At 38.7% G+C, this 14,524-nt stretch carries 8 protein-coding genes; 2 read left to right on the top strand and 6 right to left on the bottom strand.

What is annotated here, in order from left to right; translation table 11 throughout:
- Positions 1 to 153: 153 nt before the first annotated feature.
- The 3 genes from QSJ81_RS09320 to QSJ81_RS09310 form a co-directional block, all read right to left on the bottom strand.
- Positions 154 to 1,152, bottom strand: a complete 999-nt coding sequence (locus QSJ81_RS09320) for a SpoIID/LytB domain-containing protein (protein WP_285717142.1) — start codon at positions 1,150 to 1,152, stop codon at positions 154 to 156.
- Positions 1,153 to 1,345: 193 nt separating this feature from the next.
- Positions 1,346 to 2,611: a nickel-dependent lactate racemase gene (gene larA, locus QSJ81_RS09315; protein WP_285717141.1), complete on the bottom strand. Its 1,266-nt coding sequence runs from the start codon at positions 2,609 to 2,611 to the stop codon at positions 1,346 to 1,348.
- A gap of 176 nt (positions 2,612 to 2,787) precedes the next feature.
- Positions 2,788 to 3,543: a DUF2156 domain-containing protein gene (locus QSJ81_RS09310; protein ID WP_285717208.1), complete on the bottom strand. Its 756-nt coding sequence runs from the start codon at positions 3,541 to 3,543 to the stop codon at positions 2,788 to 2,790.
- Positions 3,544 to 3,788: 245 nt separating this feature from the next.
- Between QSJ81_RS09310 and recQ the strand changes: the two genes are divergently transcribed.
- Positions 3,789 to 5,918, top strand: coding sequence for a DNA helicase RecQ (gene recQ / locus QSJ81_RS09305; protein WP_285717140.1), 2,130 nt, complete (start codon positions 3,789 to 3,791; stop codon positions 5,916 to 5,918).
- A 136-nt stretch (positions 5,919 to 6,054) separates the two neighbouring features.
- On the opposite strand, the gene QSJ81_RS09300 is transcribed toward recQ, so the two are convergent.
- The 3 genes from QSJ81_RS09300 to QSJ81_RS09290 form a co-directional block, all read right to left on the bottom strand.
- Entirely contained in the window at positions 6,055 to 7,959 is a 1,905-nt protein-coding gene (locus tag QSJ81_RS09300) for an ABC-F family ATP-binding cassette domain-containing protein (protein ID WP_285717139.1), read from the bottom strand.
- Between the two features lie 111 nt (positions 7,960 to 8,070).
- Positions 8,071 to 9,441 carry a sodium-dependent transporter gene (locus QSJ81_RS09295; protein ID WP_285717138.1) on the bottom strand — a complete coding sequence of 457 codons (1,371 nt, stop codon included), beginning with the start codon at positions 9,439 to 9,441 and terminating at the stop codon, positions 8,071 to 8,073.
- 328 nt (positions 9,442 to 9,769) lie between these two features.
- Positions 9,770 to 13,534, bottom strand: a complete 3,765-nt coding sequence (locus QSJ81_RS09290) for a phosphoribosylformylglycinamidine synthase (RefSeq protein WP_285717137.1) — start codon at positions 13,532 to 13,534, stop codon at positions 9,770 to 9,772.
- A gap of 100 nt (positions 13,535 to 13,634) precedes the next feature.
- Between QSJ81_RS09290 and QSJ81_RS09285 the strand changes: the two genes are divergently transcribed.
- Entirely contained in the window at positions 13,635 to 14,516 is an 882-nt protein-coding gene (locus QSJ81_RS09285) for a LysR family transcriptional regulator (protein WP_285717136.1), read from the top strand.
- Positions 14,517 to 14,524: the final 8 nt, after the last annotated feature.

Below are 14,524 nucleotides of genomic sequence, written 5' to 3'. Positions count from 1 at the left end.
TGTTTATTAGCTAACCTACCTTGTAAAATGCCGTAGCGCCGCACTCCCTTTAAAAAAGGAACTGCGGCGCCTATATGGATGAGGTGCCATATGACTGCCTCTCCACTATTAGTATATACATTCAGTTTTAAAAAATTACTTTAAATCTGCTTCTTATTGCCACAATTTTATTACATCCACTCCGACATAATAGGCTTTTACAATATCCTCTGCTGTTTTCCCTTGCTGTGCGTAAGTATAGGCCCCCCACTGACACAGCCCTACACCATTACCCCAGCCCATGCCCTTAAACACAAAATTTTGGCCATCATAATTCATTTCTGTAATTAATGTGGATCGTAGCCGATCATAACCCACTGCCTTTCTAAATTCAGCACCAAATATTTTTTGGTTCCCTGCGCCTATGGTCAGGATACGACCTGAAGGTCCTTTTTCTAAGATTCTAATATCTGCTGGATTGCCATGGTAACCTATGGCAGCTGCTACTTCATTACCAGGTATCTTAACTTCCCAGTTTTTTTCTTTCTCGGGTGCGTATTGAAAACACTGATCAGTCACGGGCTGAAAATAGGGCGTAGGCGTCGGAATCTCCTTCGGGAAACTCTCTTCCTTCGTAGCGGCAATTTGTCCATTACAGGAGCTATAAATGGCATTTATTAAACCACCGGCATATACCAATACCTGTCCACGAGTACGACGCACTGCTTCTTTGACATTTTCATTAACTAGCTCAGGTGCATAAGCTTGTAACTCTTCCTTTGAGGTGCTAACATCAGCATGGTGCAAGCGTTTAATTGTGCCTGCTTCAATGGCATGAAGGGTTAGCGTTCTTGAGGTAATGGCTTGCGCGGCTAATGCTTCTATCGGCCAATCAGGCAGCATTTCCTTCGCAACAACCCCTTCCAAGTATTTTTCTAACATCATACTTTCTACAGAACCTTTATCTGCAATCCATACTGTAATGGTAGGTTCATTTTTATAATTGTTAACATTTAAAAGCTCTACTCCTGGTATTGGCTCAACTGGGCTAGGCGCCGGAACTTCTGGTGCAGGTTTAGGAGCTGGTGAAGGCAAAAAAGAACACCCTCCTGCTAATAGGATTAACACTCCAATGGCTAAAAATAACTGCTTCAATTTATGTTTATTTTTCATTCACTCCACCTCAGTCATAGTATGAAACAATACTTATGACACTATACCCCTGTTGATCAGATATAGGAATATTGTTAAATTTTTTAAAAATAAACCACAAAGGCACAGAGGACACGAAAGCATATCTCACTCTGCTCTTTGTGTCCTCTGTGCCTCTGTGGTTCAACCGTTCTCCAAAACCTTATACTATCTTTTATTTAACCACATAGGGAACGACTAGTGGTCCTAAGGGTAATACGGCAATACTCGCATCTGGCCCGTATTTTTTTATCAACTCGGCTAATGTCTTTTCTATGTTTTCGACTGGATGCAGCATGCAATCCACTACGGTCTCCTTGTCAAGGGAGGAATACAAGTAACAATCCGCTTTCACTTGTATCATAGCTAATGCTTGCGCCTCCCATTGGTCAAACATAGAAAAAGAAGAATCATTGATCATATCTAATAAGTCCTGAGGCGTATTACGCATCTTTAAGATAGGACCAAAATTACCATGACTAGGAAGTCCATCAGAACATTCTGCAACACTAATAATACTGCCGCCCTCTTTTACGATTTGGGCCCCTGCGCTCATCCCTTTTACAGTTTGATAAAGGTTCTGGTCCAAAGGATAACCAGCATTCGTCGTAATGACAATGTCAAAGGCGTTATCAACAGCCACCATAGAATGAGTCTTTACAAAAGCGCAGCCTACACGATGGGCCTCAATAACATCACCTGCAAATACATTAGTGATTTCTTTATCCCCATTCAAAGTAACATTCAGCATAAACTGAGGTTTTGCCATCAAGCAGTTTTGCGTAGCTGCATCTTGCACGCCATTTCCCTCAATCACGCCCCATGTACTCTTAGGGTTCCCAATCATCTCGGCATTATGAAAGTCTTGAATGGTTTTTATACCGACAATTCCTGGATTTATACCTTTTGGACCTCCAGAAAATCCTGCAAAGAAATGAGGTTCAATAAATCCAGTTACAATTTTAAAATCAGCTTCTACATAGGTTTTATTTAAATACACTTCAGAACCATAACTATTACGACCAACATGTACTAACTGTTCATCATCAAAGGCTTCATGGTTAATAACCTGAATAGTGTCTACCACTTCTTGACCTAACATGCTAATCAATTCTTCTCTTGTATTATGCCGATGACTCCCTAATCCATTAATGACCACAAAGTTCTCCTTGGGGACATGAGATAATTCTTCAATCAACCAAGGTACTAATTTATGATTAGGAGTTGGTCTTGTAATATCAGAAATTACAATTGCTACCCGATCAGTGGCTTTCACCATTTCTTTTAAGGGAGGAGTACCTACTGGTTGGCGCAGTGCCGCGATTACGGCTGCCTTCTCATCTTTTAAGCTTTCTAAATGCTGGGGTTCAACGACTACAGCTCTTTGAGGAACCTCAATGCTAATACTGCCTTTACCATATGCCAATTGTACTTTTTTCATTTCTGCACCCCTTATTTTTTTCTTTACTACATACTTTTATAAAATATTGTAATTTTCCTGCTTTTCAATCTATATATTTTTAGATGGTAACCGATGCTTTATTCTTATACTACGAAAAAAGCGCCACCCCTATACAAAAAACCGTTACATAAAAATAATTTATGTAACGGTTTTTATTATTTAACTTTTACAATATATTTTTCTACCATTTTAACAGGATGGTAGGATTCTTTCGCTTTTCTCAGGCCTTCAATTCCCATGTCTTCTTCTCGGTTAATGTAAAGAGCCTCTTGGTAGTTGTGAGCACAAAACTCTTGATTAATAACCCCATAAACACCCTTAAACTCTTTGCGGCCCTTTTCTACATGAATCACTGCAGTATCATTGTTATTCATTTCACCATAAGTAAATGCCGCCATAAAGTCAATACACTGCTGCGTCATGTCAGCTGTCATTGGGACATACTGATAGTTACTGTACGTCTTTCTGAAACTATTTACATGATTTTTCTTAGTATGAAATTTGCGCCCTTTTAGCTCAATTAGATCTTTTGCCAAATAGACGTAATCATAATTATCCCGTTCCGGCTTACAGCTAAAATAACCAGGTTTTATCTTTTCTAGCCACTCAACCATGTAGCCTTCTACTCCCTGAAACGCAAAGGGAAAATTCTCTTCCTTAGCATGTTCTAGCATTATTTCTACTACATCTGCTAAGCCTTCTTCTGGGCCAAATGGAGGTAAAAAAAATGTTTCCCCTTCCCAACAGGCTTTTACGCATAAAAATTTGCCTTCAACTGTCCACTTTATATTGTAGGCTTTGCGCCACATAAATAAATTAGTGAAATTATAATGGGCATTTTCATACCGCCGCTCCTTAAAGAACCTATCAAATAGCGGCTTATCCTCAAGAGTAAGTTGTTGAAACTTAATGGTAATCCCTCCTAAAACGAAACTCTATTTTACATTATACATGATTACTGGAAAAAATATAATGGCAATCTGCAAAAAGCAAGTGTTATATCGACAGGAATCCCCTTATTAAAAGCCGAATTAAATACTATATTATGATATATTCTAATGAAATAGTCATGCTAAGATTTTTACTTAATGAAAGTAGCAATCTCTTAGCAGCTATTTCATACTTTCTATTAAAAATAAACTTCAGGAGAAAATATATGTTAGATGCCGCCCTAAAAATATTAAAACAACACTATGGTTATACCACCTTCCGCCCCGGACAAGAAAAAATAATCACCAGTCTCTTACAAAAGAAAGATACCTTAGCTATTATGCCTACAGGAGCGGGTAAATCTCTGTGTTTTCAAATCCCTGCCTTATTATTACCAGGCACCACCTTAGTTGTATCACCCTTAATCTCCCTCATGAAAGACCAAGTAGACGCCTTAAACAGCGTAGGTATTCCTGCCACATTTATTAATAGTTCTCTTAGTGCTTCCGTTGTCAGTGAGCGTATTTATAATGCAAAATGTGGTCGCTACAAAATTATCTATATTGCTCCAGAACGCCTAGAAGCTGAAAGTTTTCAGGCTGCTATTAAATCTCTGACGATATCCTTATTAGCCATTGACGAAGCCCACTGTGTCTCACAATGGGGACATGATTTTCGCCCTAGTTATCGGGCTGTCGGTTCCTTTATTCGTTCTTTGCCTAAGCGTCCCATTATTGGCGCCTTTACAGCAACTGCTACTACCGATGTAACCCAAGATATCAAAAGCTTATTGACTTTACAAAAACCTGATATTTATATGACAGGCTTTGACCGTGAGAATTTATCTTTTACCGTCATACGTGGGGAAAATAAAACGGACTTCACCTTAAACTATATTAACACTAACAAAGACCAGTCAGGAATTATTTATGCCGCTACCCGTAAAGAAGTAGATAATCTTTATAGCCAATTACACAAAAAAGGTTATTCTGTGGGAAAATATCATGCTGGACTCCCTGATAACGAACGACAACGTTTTCAGGAAGACTTCATTTATGACAATATTAGTATTATGGTCGCAACCAATGCTTTTGGTATGGGAATTGATAAGTCCAATGTGCGTTATGTTATACATTACAATATGCCCAAAAACATGGAAGCTTATTATCAAGAAGCTGGTCGTGCAGGACGAGATGGAGAGCCTAGTGAATGTATTCTTTTATTCGGTGCCCAAGATCCATTATTACAAAGATACCTAATTGAGCAAACCACTTTCGATACGGAACGCAAAACAAATGAACTAAACAAATTGCAAACGATGGTAGATTATTGTCATACCCCCGAATGCCTAAGAAAATTTATTTTAAACTACTTTGGCGAGTCAAATACTACAGCAGAATGTGCCAATTGCAGTAACTGCAATGATGATAATGAGCTTACAGATATCACTTTAGATGCACAAAAGATTTTTTCTTGTGTCATGCGGGTTAAAGAACGCTATGGCACAACCATAATTGCAAGTGTTTTAAAAGGTTCTAAAGATAAAAAAGTTCTGCAACTAGGTTTTGATAGTTTATCTACTTATGGACTATTGAAGAACTATACCCTACCAGAAATTCGCGACGCGATTAACCGTTTAATCGCTACCGATTACTTAGCATTAACGGATAGTGAATATCCTGTAGTAAAACTAGCACCTAAAGGCATTGCTGTATTAAAAAACCAAACAAAGGTATGGCAGAAGGTGCCAACCCGTGCTAAAAAGATTACAACCGATAATTCCCTCTTTGACTTATTACGCAGCCTAAGAAAACAAATTGCTGATAGAGAGCAAATACCACCTTATCTAGTATTCGCTGATAGCACCCTAAAGGAAATGAGCGAGTATTGTCCAACAACGTATGAGGCCCTGCTGACAATCAAAGGGGTGGGAGAAAGCAAACGCAAACGTTATGGTGATGAATTTTTGGAAGTCATGCAACAATATGCAGCTATGAATAGCATAAAACCAAGCGTTTTACCTACTGAAACGAAACAGAGCGCTAGCAAGAGCCAAGAGCATCCGAGTCATGTAGTTAGCCTAGAACTTTATCAAAGTGGTCGTTCACTAGATGAAATCAGTCAAATTCGTGGCCTAAAATCTCTTACAGTACAAGATCATCTCGTACGCTGCTATCAAGAAGGACATATCGTAAATTGGGATGCTCTCATCCCACCTCAATATGAAAATCTAATTCTTAGTAAAATAGCAGAATTAGGTGCTGAAAAATTAAAACCCCTTAAAGATGCTCTGCCAGAAGAAATTGACTATGCTGCCATAAAAGCAGTACTCTGTAAATATAATGCTATAAAGTAAAACAAAACAATTATCCGATGACTAAACCGTTCTAAGACTCCATCTTCATAAGTAGGAGTTAAGAGCGGCTAAGTCCCTGGATAAAAAGGGCTAAGATTCAGATGGAGTTAAAACTCCGTCTGAATCTTAGTCTTCTTTATTTATTATTTTCGATTTCCTCAGCCAATTCATTCAAATAAGTCCAGCGATCGAAAAGTACTGCTAACTTTTGTTCTAATTCTTGCTGTAAGTCTGTTAACTCTTGCAGCAAGACAAAGTTACTCCCTGCCCCATTAATACGGGTACCAACAATCTGGATCTCTTTTTCCATACTGGCAATTACGGCATCAATCTCTTCATATTCTTTTTGTTCTTTAAATGTAAATTTACGAGAACGTTCTTTTGGTTTTTCAACTTGAGACGGGTGAGCGGCCGTCTCTTTTTCTTTGTTACCTTCGCTAATCCCTTTAGATGCCAAGGTTTCCTGATAGTCCGAATAACCTCCCACGTACTGCTTAATCGATCCACCCTCTTCAAAGGCAAATAATTTATCGACGACTCGATCTAAAAAATAGCGGTCATGAGACACAACAATAACCGCCCCGGGAAATTCATCGAGATAATCTTCCAGAATTGTCAATGTCTGAATATCTAAGTCATTGGTAGGCTCATCAAGGAGCAGGACATTGGGCGCTCCCATCAATACGCGGAGCAAATATAAACGACGTTTCTCTCCGCCAGATAACTTACGAATCGGTGTCCATTGTAATTCAGGTGGAAAAAGAAAACGTTCTAACATTTGAGAAGCTGTAATGACACTGCCATCTGCCGCTGGCAGGTAGTTTGCTTCTTCTTTAATATATTCGATGACCCTAAGATTCTCATCCATATCTCCGTTCTCTTGGGAAAAATAGCCGATTTTTACAGTTTGGCCAATTTCAATCACGCCACTGTCAGGTTCCATCCTCTGGGTAATTAAATTTAGCAAAGTAGATTTCCCACTACCATTAGGTCCCACAATCCCCATACGGTCGTCTCGAAGCACAATATAACTAAAGTCCTGAATGACTGTCCGTTCTTCAAAATTTTTAGTTACATTGGATAATTCAATTATTTTTCGCCCTAAGCGACTAGCGCCGGCTGTGATCTCAACTTTGTCTTGGCTTAAATCTACCTTTTCATCTGACAACTTTTCAAAGCGTTCAATCCTTGCCTTTTGTTTCGTAGTACGTGCTTTGGCCCCTCTACGCATCCAAGCTAACTCATTACGCAGTAAATTCTGTCGTTTACTCTCGGTGGCTTCTTGGTCTGCTTCACGCTGCATTTTAAGTTCTAAAAAGAGGCTATAATTTCCAGTATAACTATACAAATTACCTTTATCCAGCTCAATAATTCGATTGACTACTCGATCTAGAAAATAACGATCATGAGTAATCATGAGTAGAGCGCCCTTACGTTTGTGTAAATACTCCTCAAGCCAAGCCACAGTATCATTATCAATATGATTGGTAGGCTCATCCAATATCAAGAGATCTGCTGGATGAATTAAAGCACTTGCTAAGGCAATCCGTTTACGTTGACCTCCAGATAAGGTACCTACCTGGGCTGTAAAATCGGTAATACCAAGCCGGGTTAAAATACTCTTTGCCTCACTCTCTAACTGCCAGCCATTCATAGCATCCATTTCCTGGCTTAAGGCTATCAAGCGCTTCTCTATACCTTCATTAGGCTGATTATTAACAGCCAATAACACCTGCTCATACTCCCTTAGTAGCTTCATAATTGGAGAATAGCCTTTAAATATCTGATCCAGTACCGTATCTAAAGGATCAAAATCAGGATTCTGAGATAGATATTGTACCTCTACCTGATTTCCTTGGCTCACCTTGCCATCATCCGCTTCCTCTAACCCTGCTATTACTTTTAGAAAAGTAGATTTTCCCGTTCCATTTACACCAATTAAACCAATTTTATCGTTTTCGTCAATTCCAAAAGTAACATTACTAAATAAATTCTTCATGCCATAACTTTTGGATAACTTCTCAATTGATACTATATTCATAAACTTTCCTCTCACAACTAAAATTGTACTATAACTATTATACTCAATGCTGGCAAGTATGCAAAAGAAAATGCTGCTTCCGAATATATTCGGAAGCAGCATTTATTTATTTTAGAATTTAAGTACTCCAATTGAGCTTAAGAAGACTACAATAAGCAATAATGGGGTCACATAGCGGATCAAAAAGAAGTATACATTTACCAAAGCCGCAACCTTCATTTTGCCATTATTCGATAACTCAGTCACTACTTCCTCACGTTTTATCGAATATCCCATCATCAGAGCAATTAACAATCCACCGATCGGCAATAAAATATTAGATGAAATATAATCAAATAAATCAAAGAATCCCATGCCAAAGAAGGTAATATGACCAAGTACACTAGCCTTATCAACTGACAAAGTAGCTAAAATACCAACTACGAACATAATAGTTGCAGTCAAAATTGCCGCACTTTTTCTTGACATACCTCTTTCTTCAGACAAATAAGCGATAGGCACTTCCACTAACGATAACATAGCCGTTGTAGCTGCTATCGCAGTAAGGAAGAAAAAGGCAATTAATAAAATATTACCTAAAGGCATTTGGGAGAATACAAGTGGAATGGTCATAAATAATAGGCCAGGACCAGCAGTTGGTTCCATACCAAAGGAAAATACTGTTGGAAATATGGCGAGACCTGCTAACATAGAAACTAAAGTATCTGACAGAGCTACCTTTAATGCTGTCGTAAACATATTATTATCTTCCGTAAAGTAACTCCCATAAGTCATCATAGTACCCATACCAAGAGATAATTTAAAGAAGGCTAAACCCAATGCCGCTAAAATAGCTGCAGCTGATAGTTGTCCAAAATCGACATGAAATAAGAACTTAACGCCTTCAGCCGCTCCTGGCAATGTTAAGGCACGAATATCACAAATAACAATAAGAACGAATAATAATGGCATTAATGTCTTTGTAATTTTTTCAATGCCTTGTTTAACACCCATGGTCAAAATTCCAGCTACTACGGCTAAAACAATGAACTGCCAAATAATTGGCGATAAAGGTCCCATAATCACAGCACCAAATTGGGCTTTGGCAACCTCTAGTGTGACACCAACAAAATCCCCAACTATAGCTTTAAACAAATAAAAATATACCCAGCCTGCTACACAACTATAAAAAAACATAATAATACAGGCTGCACTTACTCCCATAAGACCAATATTTTTCCAGGAAGTTCCAGGTTTTAACTGTTCTAATGCACCTACTGCATTCTTTCTTGTTTTACGCCCAATATAGAACTCACTCAACATGATTGGCAGACCTACAAATAAAATACAGCAAAAATATACCAATAAAAAAGCTCCGCCACCATTCTGCCCTGTCAGATAAGGAAATTTCCATATATTCCCTAAACCTACTGCAGAGCCTAAGGTTGCAAAAAATACTGCTAAACCTGAGGAAAAAGTTTCTCTTTTTTTAACTACGGACATCTACTTTACTCCCACCTTCTCGTATTACTATTTGTAAGTATACAAAGACAAGAAAACTTACCATCGATTTATAACATTGTTTACACACAAAGTACTTTTGTATAATACACCGTTATAAATTTTTACACTATCCCTTTCTTTATTCTACTTACAACCTAATATATGATACCATAAAATACTGAATTTTGAACGCCTACTTTTCGTTTTTTCCCTTTTTACGAATAAAATACTGTATACCATTTAAAAAGACATTTTGCATTATAAGAAAAGACTAAGGATTAGCCCAAGTATTTTTAGAACCGGCTAAAACTTAGTCTTTTTTTAATTTTTATTTAAAGTATTCAATACCCGCAGCAAAAAGTTGTTGATCCTTGTTACCAGGAACATTTTTCACTACCTGGTTACCAATTCTTTCCGAATGCCCCATCTTGCCTAAAATTCGTCCATCTGGACTGGTAAGTGCTTCTACAGCTTCAACAGATCCATTAGGGTTATAACGTATATCATAAGTAGGTTGACCTTGCTCATCTACGTATTGAGCGGCAATCTGTCCTTTTTGACGCAACTCGTTTACTAATGAACTGTCAGCAGCAAAGCGTCCTTCCCCATGAGAGGTAGCAATGGTATGCATATCCCCTAGTTCTACATTATTAAACCAAGGAGAAAGCTTTGATACTACCTTCGTTTTCACCATACAGGAAATATGTCTCCCGATCTGATTATAAGTCAAAGTAGGACAGTTAGGGGTCAGATCGACAATATCGCCGTAAGGAACTAATCCTAATTTAATCAGTGCCTGAAAACCATTACAGATACCTAACATTAACCCATCTTGCTGGGATAGAAAATTACGTACTGCTTCTTTAATTCTTGGATTCCTAAACATAGTAGCAATATATTTACCTGAGCCATCTGGTTCATCACCGGCACTAAATCCACCTGGAAGCATAATAATCTGAGAGTTTTTAATTCGTTTTACGATTTCCTCTATAGAATCTTCTACCGCAGCAGGTGTAAGGTTGCGAATGACCATGGTATCTACATTGCCTCCCGCTACTTCAAAAGCCTTTGCTGAGTCATATTCGCAGTTAGTACCTGGGAATACAGGTAGAAAAATACGCGGTTTTGCGAAAGATTGTTTCGACTTTTGGGGACTGCTAGCAAATAATTCTGTCTTCGGTTTTTCACTCACAATTTCTGTTTCCGTAGGGAAAACAGCAGCTAAAGGTTTCTCCCAAGCTGTTTGCGCTTTTAAAATATCAATTGAATAGCCATTTACTTCAATCACTGGTTTCTCTTGGGTTTGTCCAACTATCTTGTAAGCTATATCACCAAATGCTTGTTGTACATCCACACCAGCAGGAATTTCTAATACCAAAGAACCATAGTCAACTCCAAATAATTCCTTCAAAGATAAGGAGGAAGTCATCTTCATCCCAATGCGATTGCCGAAGCTCATTTTACTAATCGCTGCAGCTAAGCCACCCATTTTTACCGTGTGAGCAGCAAGAACTCTACCAGCTTTAACTAATTGGTTAACTTTTCTATAGCCTTGGCACACTACTGGAAAGTTTGGTAACTCGTAAGCATCACGAACTAAAGGTACGAGTACCACTTGGCTTTGTGCCTTTTTAAATTCGGGAGAAAGTACAGTGTCTGCCGTAACCACATTTACAGCAAAGGCGACTAAGGTAGGAGGCACTGTTAGTTCTTTAAATGTCCCAGACATACTATCTTTGCCACCAATAGCAGGAATACCAAACTGCTCTTGAGCATGAAGAGCACCTAGTAAACTACTAAAAGGTTTACCCCATTTTGCAGCATCAAGGCCCAATCGTTCAAAATACTCCTGTAAGGTTAAACGGATCTTTTGATAGTCCCCGCCCATGGCTACCACTTTCGCTACCGCTTCTACGACTGCATATACTGCACCATGAAAAGGGCTCCATGATGATAACTCAGGATCAAAACCATAAGTCATTAAAGTCGCCGTATTTGTACTACCATGAAGAACAGGAATTTTGCCTGCCATCCCTTCTGCTGGTGTTGCCTGATATTTTCCCCCGAAAGGCATTAAGATTGTGCCCGCACCAATGGTACTATCAAACATTTCTACAAGACCCTTTTGACTACATACATTGATGTTACGCAAATTGTCTAACCAGGCTGCTTCAAGATTTTCGCTATCTTTTCTAGTACTCGCAAAAAAATTATCAGCCTCTGTCGGTGCAACTACTTGTACATCGACTTTTTGTTTAACACCATTGGTATTTAAAAAGTCACGACTAATATCTACAATAGGCTGGCCTCGCCATAACATAACAAGACGCCCAGAATTTGTTACCTTGGCCACTACTGCAGCTTCTAGATTTTCTGCTGCTACATAGTTCATAAAATCTTCTACATTTTCTGGAGCCACAACCACTGCCATACGTTCTTGCGATTCTGAAATAGCAAGCTCCGTACCATCCAGACCAGCATATTTTTTAGGCAGAGCATCAAGATCAATTACGAGACTATCAGTCAATTCTCCTATGGCGACAGATGCTCCACCTGCCCCAAAGTCATTGCAGCGTTTAATCATTTCACTTGCTTTAGGGTGCCTAAACAACCTTTGAATTTTTCGTTCTGTTGGCGGATTGCCCTTTTGCACTTCAGCACTGCAAGTTGCTAGAGATTCTTCTGTATGTTCTTTGGATGAGCCAGTAGCACCACCACAACCATCTCGGCCTGTTCTTCCACCCAAGACAATAACTACATCGCCCTCTGTTGGCTGTTTACGGACAACATTGGCTTTAGGAGCGGCAGCAATAACAGCACCAACTTCCATTCTTTTTGCGATAAAGCCCTCATGATAAATTTCTGCCACCTGACCTGTCGCCAATCCAATTTGGTTGCCATAGGAACTATATCCTGCAGCTGCTCCTAAGGTGATTTTTCGCTGTGGCAATTTTCCAGCTAGAGTTTCTTCTACTTTAGCCCGTGGGTCACCACTACCGGTAACACGCATTGCTTGGTATACATAAGATCTGCCTGACAGAGGATCGCGAATTGCTCCACCAAGACAGGTAGCCGCACCACCAAAAGGTTCAATTTCTGTCGGATGATTATGAGTTTCGTTTTTAAACATCACTAACCACTCTTCTACTACACCATCAACATCTACAGGAACCACAATGCTACAAGCATTGATTTCCTCCGATTGGTCCAAATCAGGTAACAAACCCGCTTGCCGTAATTCCTTCATGCCCATAATGGCAATATCCATTAAGCAAATATCTTTTTTCTTATCTTTATATACCACATCTCTAGCCTTGAGGTATTGCTCATACGCTTTGGCTATCGGTTGAGCAAAATGACTTTTTTCGATATCTACCTTTTCAATCTCTGTAAAAAAAGTTGTATGACGACAGTGATCTGACCAATAGGTATCTAATACTTTTATTTCAGTAATAGTAGGATTGCGTTTTTCCACATCACGAAAATATTGCTGACAAAAGGCAATATCCCCAAGTCCCATTGCCAGTCCCATATGTCCTAATATCATGGACAACTCTTCTGTTGTCTTACTAATAAAGCCTTCAATAACTGCTACATTGCTTGGACTCTCCACGGTCAGATCAAGACTAAAAGGCTTGTCTAATCGAGCTTCTCTAGCTTCTACTGGATTAATACTATAGGCTTTTATTTTTTCAAACTCATCTTCTCCAATATTACCCTGTAATACAATCACTTTTGCAGTACGAATGGATAAATCTTCTGTTTTCGTAAGTATTTGCACACATTGGGCCGCCCAATGAGCACGTTGGTCATACTGCCCTGGCAAAAATTCTACCGCAAAAATGTGATCCCCTTGATTGATTGGCAGTACTTCATCATATACATCATCAACTGGCGGTTCTGAAAAAATACTGTTTTTTGCATCTGCAAATTCCTGCTCACTAATGCCAGATATATCATAACGATTAATTATACGTACGTTTTTTAAGCCTTTAATGCCAAGATTTTGAGTAAGGTCAGCATACATACCCTTTGCTTCTACGGCGAAATCTACACGTTTCTCAACAAAAATTCGTTTTACTTGATGTGGCATTTTACTACCTCCTATATCCTCTTGCTATTCTTATTGTAGTATACTATCATTGATTATAATAATTAATAATTTTAATATAAATCATTAGGAGAGCTTATATATGGATATTAACTTTGAATTATATAAAGTATTCTATTACGTTGCTAAATACTTAAGCTTTTCGTCAGCCGCAAACGAGCTCTATATCTCCCAATCCGCTGTTAGCCAAGCCATCAAACTGCTGGAAGAGAAACTTAACACCAAACTTTTTTTTCGTAGTACAAAGCAAGTGCAGCTATCGGAATCTGGTCACCTTTTATTTACTCATGTTGAACAGGCTTTTCATTTGTTTAAAACTGGGGAGCGCAGCCTTAGCGAACTCTACACTCTTGAACAAGGAGAATTAAAGATAGGCGCCAGCGATACAATCTGCAAATATTATTTACTTCCTTATTTTAAGCAATTTAATCAACTATATCCTAAAATCAAACTTAATGTTACCAACCGCCCTTCACCTGTCTGCGTCGACTTATTAAAAAAAGGCTTGGTAGACATTAGTGTTGTCAACCTTGCCCCAGAAAAATCCTACCCTAAGATGACAATTAGTAAATGCAAGATGCTTCATGATGTATTTTTTGCTAGCCCTGCCTTTTCCCATCTGCAAGGATCTCTTTTAACCCTCGATGAGGTTGCAGCTCTGCCTATTCTCACCTTAGAAAAAAATACGACGACTAGAACCTTCTTAGATGCTTTATTTGCCCAAAACAATATTCTTTTTCAACCAGAAATTCAATTAGGCAGTGTAGATTTAATGATCGAATTAACTAAGATTGGTTTGGGGATTTCTTTTATGAGTCGTGAATATATACAGAAAGAACTGGCTGACAATCAGTTATTTCCCCTCACCCTCACTACAGAGATACCGAAACGTGAATTAGGGATTATAACTTATGATTGTTTGCCAGTTCCAATTGCAGCACAGAAATTTATTGAGTTGTTATAGCTGAAAAT

The sequence above is a fragment of the Pelosinus sp. IPA-1 genome, assembly GCF_030269905.1.
GTDB lineage: Bacteria > Bacillota > Negativicutes > DSM-13327 > DSM-13327 > Pelosinus.
Note: the sequence above shows the minus strand (reverse complement) of the source record. Positions and strands in the feature narration are given on the sequence as shown.